The 15,647-nt window shown below is 65.0% G+C and carries 13 protein-coding genes; all 13 read right to left on the bottom strand.

The features are described from left to right. Positions 1-19: 19 nt before the first annotated feature. The gene (locus LB572_RS02245) at positions 20-544 is read right to left on the bottom strand and encodes a hypothetical protein (RefSeq protein ID WP_224666535.1); all 525 of its coding nucleotides are present in this window, start codon (positions 542-544) and stop codon (positions 20-22) included. Beyond that, positions 537-3,416, bottom strand: coding sequence for a sarcosine oxidase subunit alpha family protein (locus LB572_RS02240; RefSeq protein ID WP_224666534.1), 2,880 nt, complete (start codon positions 3,414-3,416; stop codon positions 537-539). The genes LB572_RS02245 and LB572_RS02240 overlap by 8 nt, the downstream gene beginning before the upstream one ends. Beyond that, entirely contained in the window at positions 3,413-3,682 is a 270-nt protein-coding gene (locus LB572_RS02235) for a sarcosine oxidase subunit delta (RefSeq protein ID WP_140801928.1), read from the bottom strand. The genes LB572_RS02240 and LB572_RS02235 overlap by 4 nt, the downstream gene beginning before the upstream one ends. A gap of 13 nt (positions 3,683-3,695) precedes the next feature. Then, the gene (locus tag LB572_RS02230; protein WP_224666533.1) at positions 3,696-4,949 is read right to left on the bottom strand and encodes a sarcosine oxidase subunit beta family protein; all 1,254 of its coding nucleotides are present in this window, start codon (positions 4,947-4,949) and stop codon (positions 3,696-3,698) included. Between the two features lie 337 nt (positions 4,950-5,286). Then, complete coding sequence (locus tag LB572_RS02225; RefSeq protein ID WP_224666532.1) at positions 5,287-7,200, bottom strand: alpha/beta fold hydrolase; 1,914 nt, start codon at positions 7,198-7,200, stop codon at positions 5,287-5,289. Further along, a complete protein-coding gene (locus tag LB572_RS02220; RefSeq protein ID WP_224666531.1) occupies positions 7,200-8,087 on the bottom strand; it encodes a branched-chain amino acid ABC transporter permease in 888 nt (295 codons plus the stop codon). The genes LB572_RS02225 and LB572_RS02220 overlap by 1 nt, the downstream gene beginning before the upstream one ends. Further along, positions 8,084-8,875, bottom strand: coding sequence for an ABC transporter ATP-binding protein (locus LB572_RS02215; RefSeq protein ID WP_224666530.1), 792 nt, complete (start codon positions 8,873-8,875; stop codon positions 8,084-8,086). The genes LB572_RS02220 and LB572_RS02215 overlap by 4 nt, the downstream gene beginning before the upstream one ends. Continuing rightward, positions 8,872-9,597, bottom strand: coding sequence for an ABC transporter ATP-binding protein (locus LB572_RS02210; protein WP_224666529.1), 726 nt, complete (start codon positions 9,595-9,597; stop codon positions 8,872-8,874). The genes LB572_RS02215 and LB572_RS02210 overlap by 4 nt, the downstream gene beginning before the upstream one ends. A gap of 132 nt (positions 9,598-9,729) precedes the next feature. Then, positions 9,730-10,977: an ABC transporter substrate-binding protein gene (locus tag LB572_RS02205; RefSeq protein ID WP_224666528.1), complete on the bottom strand. Its 1,248-nt coding sequence runs from the start codon at positions 10,975-10,977 to the stop codon at positions 9,730-9,732. Positions 10,978-11,024: 47 nt separating this feature from the next. After that, complete coding sequence (gene argE, locus LB572_RS02200; RefSeq protein WP_224666527.1) at positions 11,025-12,185, bottom strand: acetylornithine deacetylase; 1,161 nt, start codon at positions 12,183-12,185, stop codon at positions 11,025-11,027. Between the two features lie 41 nt (positions 12,186-12,226). Next, on the bottom strand, positions 12,227-13,123 hold the full coding sequence (locus tag LB572_RS02195) for an amidohydrolase family protein (protein ID WP_224666526.1): 897 nt from the start codon (positions 13,121-13,123) through the stop codon (positions 12,227-12,229). 185 nt (positions 13,124-13,308) lie between these two features. Continuing rightward, positions 13,309-14,376, bottom strand: coding sequence for a branched-chain amino acid aminotransferase (locus LB572_RS02190; RefSeq protein WP_224666525.1), 1,068 nt, complete (start codon positions 14,374-14,376; stop codon positions 13,309-13,311). Between the two features lie 65 nt (positions 14,377-14,441). Next, positions 14,442-15,461 carry a succinylglutamate desuccinylase/aspartoacylase family protein gene (locus LB572_RS02185; protein WP_224666524.1) on the bottom strand — a complete coding sequence of 340 codons (1,020 nt, stop codon included), beginning with the start codon at positions 15,459-15,461 and terminating at the stop codon, positions 14,442-14,444. Positions 15,462-15,647: the final 186 nt, after the last annotated feature.

The raw sequence follows: 15,647 nt of genomic DNA, 5'->3' as shown, positions 1-15,647 counted from the left end.
TAGACCTGAAACCACCCCACTACAACACTTGCGCTTGTTCGAACCACTCCCAAAGATACGGGGCAAGGCCGCGGTCGACGTGGAGCCGCGCCCGATCGGGGTTGCCGAACCGGTAGAAGAGAACGCCGGCGCCGGCAAAGAGGATCGAAGCCGAGCGGCTTGCTGCCCCCGGATCCAGCGCCGTGCCCCTGGCGATCAGGCGGTCCAGGCCCGACCCCTCGATCTCGAACACATGCAGCCCGGCATCCATGACCGTGACCGCGAAACCGGCCGCGTGCCAGCCGGCCACGATGGGGAACGGCTGTCCCCCGACCGCAAGAACGCGGTCGCGCGCGATCCGCACCATGTATTTGTCGCCGTTGGCAATTGCGCCGGCTCCGACACCTTCGCCAGCAAGCCCCGAAGCCTTCGACCAAGCCGCAAGGTCGCCGCTGACCAGAAGCTGGTTCAGCCCGCCAAGCGTTCGCACGCTGACGCTGCCTTTGCTGAGCGTAGCAGTGGCGAAGTCGGGCGCCGCCGGCCACTTTTCGGCAAGGTTACGCATGGAGCCGACTCCCTTCCGGATCGAAGGCGCAAGGCGCGACGATCGTCGCCTGCCGCACAACGCCAAGATGCTGAACGTCGATGGTCTCGCCGTGCCGCGCCGCGCCGCGTTCGATGAGCGCCAGGCCAACCGGACGTCCCAGGGTTGGGCTCTGATAACTGGAGGTGACGAAGCCGATGCTTCTGAGCCGGCCCTCGCGCTTCTCCACGCCATGCGCGCCGGTCGCCAGCGGCGCCTCGCCTTCGCGAAGCGCGAGGCCGACGAGATGATTGCGGTCCGCGCGGTTCCCCGCTTCGGTGAAAAGCGAGCGCCGACCGACGAACTCGCTGGCGCGTTTGGTCCGCGGTCCGGCGACGCCCAGATCATGCGGCATGGTGGTCCCGTCGGTGTCCTTGCCGATGACGATATATCCCTTCTCGGCGCGCAGGATCATCAGCGATTCAAGCCCGAGCAGCACGGCGTCGAAGGCGCGGCCCTCCTGCTGCATCCTTGCCCACAGCGCCTCCGCCCGATCGGCGCGGATGGAGATTTCGTAGCTGCGGTCGCCGGTGAAGGAGACCCTGGCGATGCGAACCTCGTTGCCGGCAAAGCGGCCGGCGGCGACGGCCATGTGCGGCAGGCTGGCATCGTCAAGTGCTGCGCCCAGGTCGAGCGCTTCCACGACCTGGCGCGCATTCGGACCCGAAACGGTCAAGGTCGCGTATTGCGCGGTGGCATTGTGGATATAGACCGCGTCGCGGCCGAAGCGGTCCTGCCGCCATTCCTCGAGGCGCGCATGGACCGCGGTGACATGCGACGACGAGCAGGAGACGATGAAGCGATGCTCGTCCAGGCGAACCAGGACGCCGTCATCGAAGACGACGCCGTTTTCCGACAGCATGAAGCCGTAGCGGCAATGGCCCGGCTTCAAGGTCGACATGGTGTTGTAATAGATGAAGTCGACAAACTCGGCCGCGCGCGGGCCGATTACTTCGATCTTGCCCAGCGTCGAGCCGTCGAAGAGCGCCACGGATTGCCGGGCGCGCCGCGCCTCATCCTGGATCGACGCGCCAGCTTCGCCGCCGCCATAATAGGCAGGCCGCAGCCAACCGCCATATTCCTGGAACACCCCGCCTGCCGCACGGTGGTTTGCCTCCAGCGGCAGACGGCGGACCGGAGCGTGCATGCTGCCCCGGCGCGACCCGACCAGGCTGGCGAAGGGGACAGGCGTGAAGGGCGGGCGGTAGGTGGTGGTGCCGACCTCCGGAATGCCGCGCCCGGTGATGTCAGCGAGCAGCGCCAGGCCGTTCAGGTTCGACGTCTTGCCCTGGTCGGTCGCCATGCCGAGCGTGGTGTAACGCTTCAGGTGTTCGACCGAGACGAAGTTCTCCCGCGCCGCGAGCTCGACGTCCTTGGCGGTGACGTCACTCTGGTAGTCGATCCAGACGCGGCCCTTGGCCTTGGGTTTCGGCCACAGGCTGGCGACGCCGAGCGTTGCTTCCGCTCCCGTGCCGCGAGGCGCTGGCGACGATGAGCCGAAGTCACCGGGGGCCGCGGCGCCGCTGGCCAGAGCATCCGAAAGCGAGACTGTGCCGGCCACGGCGCCGGCGACGCCAATCCCGTCGACGGCTTCGCCGGGGATGAAGGCCGCAAGTTGATCGCTCCAGGCGAGCTTGCCTTTCGCCTGCGAGAACAAATGCACGGTGGGTGTCCAACCACCAGAGACAAGCACGCAGTCGGCCGCAAGCGTCGTGCCGTCGTCGAGCAGTACACCCTGGACAGCATTGCGCCCGCGCGCCGCCATGATCGTACGACTCGCCAGAACGCGAACACCTGTTCCCGCTTGCGCGCCGCCCTCACGCCGGCAATCGACCACCGTCACCGAAGCGCCGGCCGCCGCGAGCGCCGAGGCCGGCTCATAGGCGCTGTCGTTGTTGGTCGCGACGACGATCTCGCGGCCGACAAGCACGCCATGCCGGCGCAGATAGCTGAGCGCCGCATCGGCGGACAGGATTCCCGGAAGGTCGTTGTTGGCGAACGGCACGGGACGTTCGATCGCGCCCGTCGCAAGCACGATGCGGCGGGGCCGCACGCGCCAGAGCGTGTCCGGCCTGCCGTCGGAGTGGCGCTGGTTGAGCGCGACCAGATTGGGGTCGTAAAGGCCGAAGGCAGTCGTATCGCTCAGCACCAACTGACCGCCGCTCTTCAGCCTGGCGACCGTCGCCTCGACCCACGCCTTGCCTTCGACGCCATCGACTTCGCCAGCGCGGTGGCGCAGCGAGCCGCCGGGATGCGCCCTGTCGTCGACCAGGATGACCGAGTGTCCGGCCGCCGCCGCGCTGGCCGCCGCGGCAAGGCCGGCGGGCCCGGCGCCGACCACCAGGACGTCGCAATGATGGTTGACCTGATCGGAGACCTGGCGCGGCTTCCAGTCGCTGTCGACGACGCCAAGTCCGGCCATGGCGCGGATGCGCGGTTCGAACAGGTGCCAGTCCGGCCACATGAAGGTCTTGTAGTAGAAGGCAGCCGGCAGGAAGCGCGCGAAGCGATCCAGGACCGCGTTGCGGTCGTTCTCGGCCGTGGGCGAAGCGTTGACACTCCTGACCTTGATGCCGTCGACGGCTTGCACGGTCGTGGCGCGCGCATTCGGCACGCGGCCGACCGCGCTCTCGACATCGACCAGCGCGTTGGGCTCCTCGACGCCGGAGCCCCAGATGCCGCGCGGCCTGTGGTATTTGAAGCTGCGGCCGACAACGGCCTGGCCGCTGGCGAGCAAGGCTGAAGCGATCGTGTCGCCCGCAAAACCCTCCACGCGCCTGCCGTCGAACGTGAAGCTCAGCGGGCGGTCGCGGTCGATGTCGCTGCCGCCGGCGGTGAGACGGGAAGCGCTCATGCGCCGTGCTCCGCTTCGCCGAGCACGGAAGAACCCGACACCTTGTGATTGACGCTGTCGCGGCTCATGGCGAAGAACTCGCCGCAGGTCAGATGCACCCAGATCTCGCGGGTCGGCCCCTTCGGATTGTCGCGCATGTGGAGATAACCGGCCCAGCGCTCGGCGGTCACCTCGCTGCCGTCCGGCCTCAGATTGCCGGCCTCGCCGCCATAGTGAAACTCGCTTTCTTCGCGCGGCCCGCAGAACGGACAGGGAAAGAGCTGCATCTTTTCTACACCTTCAATGGGCGATGCCGGAGCCGGCGGCCTCGTCGACCAGGCGGCCGCGAGCGAAGCGGTCGAGATCGAAGGGCCGGCTGATGTCGTGATGCCTGCCGGTGGCAAGCAGATGCGCAAGCAAGGTGCCGCCGGCGGGGATCGCCTTGAAGCCGCCGGTGCCCCAGCCGCAATTGAGGAAAAGGCCGGGCAGCGGCGACTCGCCGATGATGGGCGAGGAGTCCGGGACCACGTCGACGATGCCGGCCCATTGCCGCATCATCTTCAACTGGCCGAAGATCGGGTACATTTCGAGCATACCGGCGATCACGCCTTCCAGCACCGGCAGATTGCCGCGCTGGCCATAGGACGGGATGCGGTCGAGCGCGCCGCCGATCACCAGTTCGCCCTTGTCCGACTGGCTGACATAGACGCCGGTGTCCGGCGAGATCACCACCGTGTCGATGATCGGCTTGACCGGTTCGGACACGCAGGCCTGCAGCGCGTAGGAATTGACCGGCAGCCGGAACCCCGCTTTCGCCGCCAGCACCGACGAATGGCCGGCCACAGCCATGCCCGTACGCTCCGCCCGGATCGCGCCGCGCGAGGTGACGACGCCGCGGCAGCGCCCGTCTTCGATGATGAAGTCGGAGATCTCGCAATTCTGGATGATGTCGACACCGAGACGGCTCGCCGCCCGTGCGTAACCCCAGGCGACGGCATCGTGGCGGGCGGTGCCGCCGCTCGGCTGCCAGGTGCCGCCATAGACGGGGAAGCGTGTGCCGGGGCTGAAATTGTAGATCGGCACGACGCGACGCACGTCCTCGACCGAGAACAACTCGCAATCGATGCCGTTGACCTGGATGGCGTTGACCGACCGCGCGGCGGTTTCCATCGCGGATTCGCTGTGCGCGAGCGTGAGGATGCCGCGCGCGGAAAACATCACATTGTAGTTCAGGTCCGTCGAAAGGCTCTTGTAGAGGCTGTGGGCCAGCCCGTAGATCGCCGCGCTTTCCGGGTAGAAGTAGTTCGAACGCACCACCGTCGTGTTGCGGCCGGTATTGCCGCCCCCGATCCAGCCCTTCTCCAAGAGCGCGACGTTGGTGACGCCGTGATTTTTGGCGAGATAATAGGCAGTGGCGAGGCCGTGCCCGCCGCCGCCGATTATGATCGCATCATAGCGCGATTTCGGATCAGGAGAGCGCCAGGCCTTTTCCCAACCGGTCTGACCGGCGATGCCTTCCTTGAAGAGCGAAAGGGCCGAGTACTGCCTCGTCATGCGCCCAAACCGTCGTCACAGGCCGGCGGCATCGCTCCACCGCAAGGGCTTGGCCGCCGTGTCTCCAGCTCGAACATGTGCATCGATTGCCCCTTACGATAACCCGCTTTGCCGTTGGTGCCGAACACCCGTGGCCAGCCCGAAGGGCACACTTAGCGCGAATGTACACCTGTGTCCATTCAAAGCGTATGACGGGCTTGCGCGCGTTTCACAGATTTCGGGCATTGGCCGAACGAGACCGGTAAGCGCCGGCACGCTCATCGGAGCCACTCCGGCGAGCGCTCGACGAAGTGCGGCGAAGGCCTCCGCATGCAGTGCTCCTCGAGGCTGGACCGCTTTAGTTTGCGCCCGACACTCGTGGCGTCCGGTTCAAGACGTCAGGCGACGGCGTCGGGTCATGCCGACTTCTTGCTTCGGCCGTGCCCAGGAAAGCGGCGAGCTTTTCGTTGAAGATTGCCGGCTTCAGCAGGAAGGGCGCGTGCTTGCCGTCCTGGATGTCGTCCGGCTCGCCGGTCCACTGCTCCAGTTTGAGGTCCCGGAAATATTGATGGTTCAGGAACGGGTCGTTCGAGCCGTTCAGGATGGCGAACGGCACCGAGGCCGAGCGTAGGAAGCGCATCTGCCGCGGCCAGTCGACGATCTGGAGCTTGCCCAGCGTATAGGCGCGGGCACGCCCGTCGGTCCGCCGCACGGCGCGATGGAGATGAGCCGTCTGCGGTGCCTTCGGACCGGTCGTCGACGCGGCGAAGTCGCGGCTCTCGGCCGGCGACAGGAAGGTCTTGCTCGCCAGAACGAAATGGCTGGTCGCGGCATAGGCGCGCCCGACATCTTCCGGAACGACCCTGAGCGGCGGCGTGCCGGAAATGGCAAGCGCCCTCATCGGATAGCCGCGGGCCGCGAGCTCGATAGCGATATAGCCGCCCAGCGACCATCCGAACACAAAGGGGTTTGCCGCGCCGAGCGCCTTGAGCACGTCTTCGGCCACGTCGGCGAAGGCCTCCACGCTATAGTCCTTTTCCGGATCGGCGTTGTCGGACACGCCGTGACCAGGCAGATCGAAGGAGATGACGCGATAGCGGTCGCGAAACGCCTTGAACTGGTTGGCGAACACCTCCTTGGCGGAGGAGTTGCCGTGGATGAAGAGAAGCGCCGGCTTGTCGCCGCCGGTGTCGGCCACCGCGATCCTGCCGTGGCGGGTGGCGACGATCGTCTCATGCGCTCCGGTCATCGCCTGCCGTTGCCCGAGGCCGAAGCGGCGGCGCAGCCTGGCCGTCGCCTGCGAACGCACCACGTCGAGCGCTTCACGAAATGTCTGCAGCAATGCCCACAACCCGCCCGGATAGAAGATCAGGATGACGATCAGCAACAGCGACATGATGATGTTGCGCCAGGCGCCGTAGGCGGCGAAGACCTCCGACACCATGGTCACGAAGAAGGCCGCGAGGATCGGACCCCAGATCGTTCCGGCGCCGCCGAGCAACAGCATCGAGAGCAGCAGGCCAAGCAGCCCGAGGCCGAAATTGTCGGGAGAGGCAACCCGCATGTAGGAGCCGTAGAAGCCGCCGGCCACACCGCTCAGCGCGGCGCTCACCGTCAGCGTGAACAGCCGGGTGCGCGTTTCCGACATGCCGCGGGAGATGGCGTAGTATTTATGGTCTCGCATGGCCACGATGGCGCGGCCGAAACGCGAGTGGGTGATTTTGTAGAGGATGATGGTGGAAGCCACCAGCATCAGCAGGGCCAGGTAGTAATAGCCGACCTTGCCGCCGCGGTTGAAGCGATAGCCGAAGAGCTCGAGCGCCGGCAGGCTTACCATGCCCGATGTGCCGCCGGTGATGTCGGATTGGCTGATGATGATCTGGTAGAGCACCTGCGAGGCAGCGATGGTCACCAGGATGATGTAGATGCCTGAAAGCCTGAGGATGGGCAGCGTTATGAGGGCCGCGACAAGCCCCGCGGCGACCCCGGCGAACGCTATGCCCAGCCATGGTGACAGGCCGAGGGTCTGGCCGACCAGCCCGAACGCGTAGGTGCCGATGGTGAAGAGCGCGACATGGGCGAAATTGAACAGGCCGCCATACCCAAGGCTGAGGTCCCAGCTCGAGGCCACGATGCCGAACACGAATGCCAGCACCAGGAGATGCCGCAGATACATGTTTGAAGACAGCAGCGGCACAAGCGCCAGCACGGCCAGGACGATCAGGACCGGGATCAGCCCCGAACTGCGGGCGAAGGACGGGCTGTACCGCATCAGACGGATTTCCTGTATCGGCCGAACAGGCCTTCTGGCTTGGCGACGAGCACGACGATCATGATGGCGAAGAGCACCGTCGGGCTCCAGTAGAGGCCGACGAGATAGGTCATGACGGCCTCGAGCAGGCCAACGATGAAGGCCGCGTAGATCGGGCCGGTGAAGCGCGCGATGCCGCCGAAGATCACCACGATCAGCGCTTTCATCAGCGGGTCGGAGCCCATCGAAGGGTTCATGAAGCGGGTGGAGCCGATCAGGATGCCGGCCAGCGCCGCCAACGCCGCCGACAGACCGAAGGCGATGGCGTAGAGCCGCTCGACATCGATGCCCATGAGCTGCGCCGCCTCGCGGTTCTGCGCCACGGCGCGCATGGCGCGACCAAGCGGCGCGCGCTGCAGGAACACGCCGAGCGCCGCCAGGATGACGATCGCCAGCGCCACCACCGCCATCTCGTTGCGGGATATGGTGATGCCGAGGATCGACATGTCGCCGCCGAGCAGCGGCGAGAGCTGCTTGTTGCGCGGACCCCAGACGAGGTTGATGACGTTTTCCAGGATGGTCGCGCCCGCCAGCGTGGTGATGACGGATTTCACCACGATGTCGGGGCTTCGTTCGAAAGGCTTGATGAGGAGGTAGTAGACGAGCATGCCGATGACGAACATGCCGATGATGGAGACCGCCGCCCCGGCCAGCAGACCGGCGCCCGAGGCCTCGGTGCTGGCGATCTGCCAGGCGATGTAGGCGCCGAGCGCGATGAAGGTGCCGTGGGCAAAATTGAAGATGCCGAGCGTCGTCCACACGAGCGCCAGCCCGGTCGCCATCAGCGCATAGAGAGCGCCCAGCACGATGCCGCCGAGCAGGATCAGGTTAAGCGTCTCAAGGGTCAATGGTGATCCTCGCCGAACATCAGTTTCATGATCTCTTCATGCGTTGGCATGTCCGCCTTCTCGATGCGGCGCGAGATGCGGCCGTGGTCGAAGAGGTAGAGCGTGTCGATCAGTTCCTCGAGGAAGGCGATATCCTGATCGACCACGATCAGCGGCACGCCGGATCCCCGGATGGTCTGAATTGCCGATGCGAGTTCCCCGCGCAGCTTGGGCGACAGGCCCAGCGTCGGCTCGTCGAGGATGAGAAGCTTCGGCGCCGCCATCAGCCCGACGCCTATGGCCACCATCTGGCGCTCGCCGCCTGACAGGAAGCGTATCTTGTGGCCGAGCCGCTCGTGCACCCGGGGAAAGAGCCGGAAAACCTTGTCCAGCGTCTCCGCCGCATTGGCGCGCCCGCGGGAAGCGTAGGGCGCGATCGACAGCGTTTCCGCGACGGTCATGTCCGGGAACAAAAGGTTTCCCTGCGGGACATGGATCAGCCCGGCGCGCGCCACCGCTTTCGGGTCCATCCGGCGCCGGGTTATGGCGTCGTAGTTGAAATTGCGCCAGCGCCGGCTGCCGCGCGCGCCTGGACGGTTGAGCTGGACACCGTCGAAGAAAATGTCCCCATCCCACGGATCGATGATGCCGGACAGGGTTCTCAGGAACGTCGTCTTGCCGTGGCCGTTCGGACCGAACAATCCGACGCTTGCGCCCTGCACCAGCGAAAGGTCGATCTTGCGGAATATCTGCAGCGGCTCGTAGCCGCCGTCGAGGGCCCTGACATCGAGGAGAAGCGTGTCCGTCATCGTGCCTGCCCCAGATAGGCTTCGATCACTTTCGGATCGGCAACGACTTCGGACGGAAGCCCCTGGGCGATCACCCGGCCCTGGTCGAGGACGATAAGCCGGTCGCAGACCGACATCAGCAACGGCAGGACGTGCTCTATGAGCAGGATGGCGATGCCGCGCTGGCGCAGCCCGAGAATGAGCGCCTTCATGTGCTCGATCTCGCCGGGTGTCAGGCTCGACGCCGGCTCGTCGAGCAGCAGCACGCGCGGCGACATAGCCAGGGCGCTGGCAATCATCAATATCTTGCGGAAGAAGATCGGGAGGGTTGCGGTCGCAGCGTTGTGCAGCGTCTGGGGAAAGCCCACCATGTCGAGCACCTCGATCGCGGCGATCTCGTCCTGCTTCTGCCCTTGCCTCTTGCCGCTATGCTCGATGGCCACCAGCACATTGTCGATCGCGCTCAGCGAGGCGAAGATGCTTTCGCGCTGGAAGGTGCGGGCGATGCCGGAGCGGCTCACCGCCTCCGGCGCTACGTTCTGGATCTCCTTCCCCTCGAAAACGACGCGGCCGCTGTCGGCCGGAAAGGGGATGTTGGTCAGAATGTTGAACAGCGTGCTCTTGCCGCTGCCGTTCGGCCCGGCGACGCCGAGTATTTCGTTCTCGGCCAGCGCGAAGCTGACGCCGCCCACGGCGCGCAAGCCGCCGAAGGACTTGGTGAGATTTTCAGCCGTAAGGATCATGCAAGACTGCTTTGACGAAAGACTGCTTTGACGAAAGCGGAACGCTGTTGGGCTTCGGTGCCTTGAAGAAGTGCCGGCGCGATACGTCGCGCCGGCAAATCGGACATTTGGATGCCGACCGGAAGGCTTCTGCTACTGCTTGATCCAAGGCGGAAGCTTGAAATCGCCCGTAGCGTATTTCTTCGGCCCGATCAGGAAGCGCTTGCCGTCCCAGATCTGGTAGAAGGTCACCGGAATGTGGTTCTCGTCCTGTACGGCGAGATGCGTTGCCGGGTCGAATTCCACCGGCCCCGGCGCGGCGTCGAACTTGGTTTCGCCGAGCGCCTTGCCGATCGCGTCGTGATCCTTGGGATCGCCGACCTTCTCAAGCGCGGCGAAATACATTTCGGCCTCTTCGTAGAGAGCCGAGCCGTAGACGCCCGGAGCGACCTTGTACTTATCCTGGAACTTCTTCAGCACTTCCTGCCCACGCGGCCAGCCGGGCGAGTCGATGGCGCCGCCGATCAGGTTGTAGAGGACGCCATTCGACTGTTCCTTGGTCAGGTCGACGAATTCTGGCACCGAAGGCGCGTATTGCAGGAACACCAGACTCTGGGTCGGCTGTTCGAGGAACTGTTTCAGGAACAGCGCGGAGTTCGAGGGCTGATAGTCGGTGTTGACCACGAGGTCCGGCGGGTCCTGCCGCACCTTGGCAAGGATCGCGCGCCAGTCGTTGACGGGGCCGAACGGCACCATCTCGTCCACGGTCACGGTCCAGCCGGCGGCGGAGAAGGACTTCTTCATGCCTTCCGAGATGACCTTGGAATAGGGGTTGTCGGACGAGATCATCGCCAGCTTCTTGCTCGCCGGCTTGAACTTGCCATCCGCGATCAGCCCATCCAACAGGGGAAGCACGTCCGTCTCGTAGCCCTTGTAGGACGGCGAGAGCGACCAGCAGCAATTGTAGTTGCCCGGATCTTTGCTGACGATGCCGGCAAACGAACCGGACGGACCGGACGAGATATAGGGCATGTTGGCATCGGCGAAGAGATCGACCTCGAACAGCGACAGGCTGGCATAGCCCGTAAGCACGACCTGCACGCCGTCGGTGTTTATGAGGCGCTGCGCCGCGCTGCTGACATTGTCGGGCGATCCGTCCTTGACGTCGGCCGAGATGATCTCGAACGTGTGGCCGGCCACGCCGCCCTTGGCGTTCCGCTCGTCGACGGCGAGCTCGACGCCCTTGACGAAGTCCGCGCCGTCGGAGGCCGAAGGCCCGGAAAGCGGCGCGAGCACGCCGATCTTGACGACGTCGGCTGCCGCCACGCCCATTGCCGTGCCCAAAGCCGACGCGCCCAGCGCGCCGACGAGAAGCAATTGTCTCAGTAGTCCCCTCTGCATGAGATCATTCCCCATTTTTGCGATGTTCAGTTCCACGGCATGCCCTCTCAGGCATGACGCGCATGGTCAATCAGCCGGTCGATGAAGCCGACACAACGTTCGAGCTGTTCGACGGTGATCCATTCGTCGGTTATGTGCGCCTCGCTGTCGCGCCCCGGGCCGCAGAGGATGGTCGACATGCCGGCGGACTGGAAGATGCCGGCCTCGGATCCATAGTTCACGGCCGTCACCTCGTTGCGGCCGGCAAAACGCTTGGCAAGCGTTTCGGCGTGCGAGCCCGCGTCGGGGACGAATGGCGGAACGTCATAGGCGATATTGGTTGCCACGGCCGAGCCGGCGAAGCCTTCCTTCATGGCCGGAACGACCTTGCCGTCGCTGAACGCCCGGAACCTTTCGACCAGCGTCTCCACGATGCCGCCGCTTGTCGCCCGGACATCCCACTGGAAGGCGCAATCGCCAGGTATGGCGTTGCGCGCCGTGCCGCCCTGGACGACGCCGACGCTCACCGTCGTGTAGGGCACGTCGAACGGCGACCCGGCCTCGGGTGCCGAACGAAGTTCGTTCGCGTAGGAGCGCAATTCTCCCATCAGGTCCATGGCGTGGAAGATGGCGTTCACGCCGAGGTCGGGGCGCGACGAATGACAGGCCTTGCCGGTCACGGTGGTGAGCAGGCCGGCGCTTCCCTTGTGCCCGCCGACGACGCCCATGCCGGTTGGCTCGCCGACGAAGACGGCAAGTTGCGGCGGTAGGGTCTTCGCCATGTGCTCGATGATGCCGTGCACGCCCAGGCATCCGACCTCCTCGTCATAGGACAAGGCGAGATGGATGGGCGCGGCAAGCGGCTCCTTCAGCATGGCGGGTATGCCGGCCAGTGCGCAGGCGATGAAGCCCTTCATGTCCGAGGTGCCGCGGCCATGCAGCCTGTCGCCGTCGCGCCACATGTCGAACGGATCGCGCGACCATTCCTGTCCGTCGACCGGGACGACATCGGTATGGCCGCTCAGCACATAACCTGGGCGATCGGCCGGCCCGATCGTGGCGAACAGGTTGGCCTTGGTGCCGGTCGCATCGGGGATGATGACGCTCTCAACCCCGAAACCGGCAAGGTAGGCCTTGATGAAGTCGATCGCCTCCAGATTCGACCGGCTGCTGACGGTGTTGAACCCGACCAGCCGGCCCAGGAGCTCGATTTCGGAAGAATGTGCCATTGTCTGTCCTGGTCCGTCCGGTTCGGCGCAGCGATTGCCGGTCAAAGCCTGTAGAAGCGCTTGGCGTTGTCGTGGAACAATTGCGATTGCTCCTGTGGCGACAGGACGGCCGCGATCTGCTTGAAGGTGTCATAGATCTGGTCGAAGCTCATCTGGATCTTCGAGACCGGATAATCCGTGCCGAACATGCTGCGCTCGGTGCCGAAACAGTCGATGCAATGCATGGCGACGTCGCGCACGCTTTCGAGCGTCCAGTTGCGATCATAGGCGCCCGGGTTCGATATCTTGATGGCGATGTTGGAACAGGCGGAGATGTGCTTCAGGCCGTCGCGCCAGCGCTGCATGCCTTCCGGATCGCGGTCGATCGGGCTGCCGCAATGGTTGATGATGATCTGCAGGCCGGGAAGCGCCTCGGCGATCTCCCGCACGACGCCGGCCTGGTAAGGATACATCATAAGCTCGAGATTGAGCCCGTGTTCCTGCAGCCGAGCGATATCGCGGCGCCACTGTGGGTTGCGCCCAAGCTCGGGGTCGGTGACGAAGCATTTCTTCGGGTCCGGGTGCCAGCTCAAAATGCCTCGGATGCCGGTCACCCGGTCGAACGCCGCCTGCCTTGCGATGGCGTCCGCCGCTTCAGGCTTGCCCAGCGAAGCACCGCCGACATAGCGCGAGGCCACGCCCTTCGACTTGTCCAGGGTTTCCAGCCAGCGGGTCTCCCCTACCGGATCGCCGGCCCACAACGCCTCAATGTGGACCGTGGCGACGATGTTATGTCCGCGGGAATCGCGCACGTAATCGTCCACCAGATAGTCCGTGGCGATCTCGGAAAGGCCGGCCACCGCCTGCAACGAAGGGTCTGTGGGCAGCAACCACGGATGCTTGCCCATGGAAAGATCCCACAGGTGATGGTGCGGATCGATGATCGGTCCCGAATACATGAAGACTCCCGGTGTGGGGATGCGGCCAAGCCGGGAAGGTCAGCGTTCACGACTCCTACCGGAACCCGCATGCTAACCGTCCCTGACCGGTCCGCAACCCAAGCGGTCATAGTGATTGCAACAAAAATGCCGGTATTGTCTTTCCAGGACACGATTTTGCAGGAAGGACTCCACCAGCATCCGTCTCAGTCCACGGCGACGGACCAGCCATGCCTGTCGGGCACGGTCCCGGCATGGAGCCCCGTCAGGTGCTCAAACAACTTCGCCGCGACCGGTCCGGTCTGGCCGCCATTGACGACGATCTTTTCGTCGCGCCAGGCGAGCTCGCCCACCGGGGAGATAACCGCAGCAGTGCCGACGCCCCACATCTCCTCCAGCGTGCCGGCCTTCGACGCCGCCACCACGTCCTCGATGTCGATGGGCGCCTCGGCCACCTCCATGCCCCAGTCGCGCATGAGCGCGAGCACGCTGTCGCGCGTGATGCCCGGCAGGATCGAATCGCTCAGTGGCGGCGTACGGATGCGGCCGCCGATCTTGACCATGATGTTCATGGTGCCGACCTCCTCCAGGAAGCGGCGCTGGACGCTGTCCAGCCACAGCACCTGGCTGAAGCCGGCGGCGGCGGCCTCGCGGCCGACCTTGAGGCTCGCCGCATAGTTGGCGCCGGCCTTGGCCGAGCCGATCGCGCCCTTGGCCGCGCGCACGCGCGTCTCCGAGACGAGGATGCGGACCGGGCCCGCGCCTTCCGAATAATAGGAGCCCACGGGGCAGAGGAAGATGAGATAGGTGCAGGTCCTGGAAGGCCGCACCACCATGTAGCCCTCGGTTCCCACCATGGTCTGGCGCACATAGATGGCGTTGCCACGCTTGGCCGGCACCCAGTCGCGGTCGAGATCGATCAGCTTGCGCATCGCCGCGAGCACGAGGTCGGGATCGACCGCCGGCATGCACAACTCGCCGGCGCTGCGGTTGAGACGCGCGATATGGGCCTGCGGCCGGAAGAGATGGATCGAGCCGTCCTCGCGGCGATAGCCCTTGGACCCGTCGAAGATCGACTGGGCATATTGGATGACGGAGGATGAGGGGTGGAGCTGCAGCGGGCCGAACGGCACGATGCGGGGATCGTGCCAGCCACGCCCTTCCGTGTATTCCATCTGGAACATATGGTCGGAGAAGTAGTCGCCGAAGCTCGCCTTGAGATCTTGCGGGATGGGCTTGCGCGCTGCAGCGCGCGTGACGGGAATGTCATGCATGATGCTATGGGTATCCTGATTGTCGATGTGGTCCGCAGGCCGTGCCCGCGCAACCGAAGTGTCGTTCAGGCCGGGGACGCCAAGTGACCGAGGCAGTCGCCGGCCTCCACCAGCGAGAAGGTGCGGATGCAGACGGCGAAACCGCCATGCCTGAAATGGACGGGCACCGGTTCGGCCCAGGGATTGTCCAGATCGTAGATCAGACCGGCAAGCGCGCCGGCCGGTACCTCGTCGCCGAGCGCGAAGCGCGGCTCGAAGAAACCCCGGCGCGAAGCAAAGGCATAGAGGCCCGGATCGTCCATCACCAGCCGGCGGACCTTTTCGCGGCGCTTCGGCAAGGGTGCCGCGGGGGCCAGCACCTTCAGATGCGACAGCACCGAGCGCAGGCCGTTCTCCACCACGCCCAACCCTTCGATATTGACCGTCGAGCCGCCGCCGAACTCCCCGGTGACGAAGAAGACGTTGTTCTGGTGCGCATAGTTGCCGATGACGCGGTCTTCGCCGCTCAACGCCCGGATGCTGTCGAAATACACCACGTTCGGCGGGTCGAAGGCGTCGATGAATTCTTCCAGGCGCTGCTTCTGCGCGGGATCGGACCAGCGCGGCGCGAGCAGCGTCGGCAGGTATTGCAGCGAGCTGCCGCCGGCGTGGAAATCGACCAGGTAGTCCGAGCGCGGCAACAGCTCGGTGGTCACGTAATGGGCGATCATCTCCGTCGCCGTGCCGTTGCGCTTGCCTGGAAAGGTGCGATTGAGGTTGATGGCGTCGATGGGCGAGGTGCGGGTGCCTGCGACAAAGGCAGGATAGTTGACCGCCGGAACGACGATCAGCCGTCCCGAAAGCCGGGAAAGGTCGAGCTCGCGCACAAGGCGCGCCAGCGCGATCGGACCCTCATATTCGTCGCCATGGACGCCGCCGGTCAAAAGGATAGTCGGCCCTTCGCCGTTCTTCGCGACCGCGATGGGGATGGCGATGTGGCCATAGGCGGAGCGATGCACGGAATGCGGCAGCCGCAGCGTACCCGTCTGCAGCCCATCGCGATCGAAGTCGATATTCGTTCCGATCATGGACTTGTCGTCGCTCATCGCATCTCTCCCATACTTCATCTGCCCTTCATCTGCATCGGCCGGCGAGCGTAGGGCGAGCGGGAAAGGCAAGTCTTGCGCGATAGGGCCTAAAGCGCGTCGCGATCCTTCAGATTCGCTCCATGCGCTTTAGGTTCTTGATTTCATGCATGTCTTTGTCCCGAAACTGGTTCCCACTTTCGGGAG

It is taken from the genome of Mesorhizobium sp. BH1-1-5, from assembly GCF_020165615.1.
Taxonomy (GTDB): domain Bacteria; phylum Pseudomonadota; class Alphaproteobacteria; order Rhizobiales; family Rhizobiaceae; genus Mesorhizobium.
This window is presented reverse-complemented; position numbering and strand designations above follow the sequence as displayed.

Bases quoted from the DNA above. Each gene is read 5' to 3' on its own strand.
- LB572_RS02210 (WP_224666529.1), bottom strand. From the start codon at position 9,597: ATGATCCTTACGGCTGAAAATCTCACCAAGTCCTTCGGCGGCTTGCGC.
- LB572_RS02195 (WP_224666526.1), bottom strand. From the start codon at position 13,123: ATGTATTCGGGACCGATCATCGATCCGCACCATCACCTGTGGGATCTT.
- LB572_RS02185 (WP_224666524.1), bottom strand. From the start codon at position 15,461: ATGAGCGACGACAAGTCCATGATCGGAACGAATATCGACTTCGATCGC.
- LB572_RS02190 (WP_224666525.1), bottom strand. From the start codon at position 14,376: ATGCATGACATTCCCGTCACGCGCGCTGCAGCGCGCAAGCCCATCCCG.
- LB572_RS02225 (WP_224666532.1), bottom strand. From the start codon at position 7,200: ATGCGGTACAGCCCGTCCTTCGCCCGCAGTTCGGGGCTGATCCCGGTC.
- LB572_RS02235 (WP_140801928.1), bottom strand. From the start codon at position 3,682: ATGCAGCTCTTTCCCTGTCCGTTCTGCGGGCCGCGCGAAGAAAGCGAG.
- LB572_RS02215 (WP_224666530.1), bottom strand. From the start codon at position 8,875: ATGACGGACACGCTTCTCCTCGATGTCAGGGCCCTCGACGGCGGCTAC.
- LB572_RS02230 (WP_224666533.1), bottom strand. From the start codon at position 4,949: ATGACGAGGCAGTACTCGGCCCTTTCGCTCTTCAAGGAAGGCATCGCC.
- LB572_RS02240 (WP_224666534.1), bottom strand. From the start codon at position 3,416: ATGAGCGCTTCCCGTCTCACCGCCGGCGGCAGCGACATCGACCGCGAC.
- LB572_RS02205 (WP_224666528.1), bottom strand. From the start codon at position 10,977: ATGCAGAGGGGACTACTGAGACAATTGCTTCTCGTCGGCGCGCTGGGC.
- LB572_RS02245 (WP_224666535.1), bottom strand. From the start codon at position 544: ATGCGTAACCTTGCCGAAAAGTGGCCGGCGGCGCCCGACTTCGCCACT.
- argE (WP_224666527.1), bottom strand. From the start codon at position 12,185: ATGGCACATTCTTCCGAAATCGAGCTCCTGGGCCGGCTGGTCGGGTTC.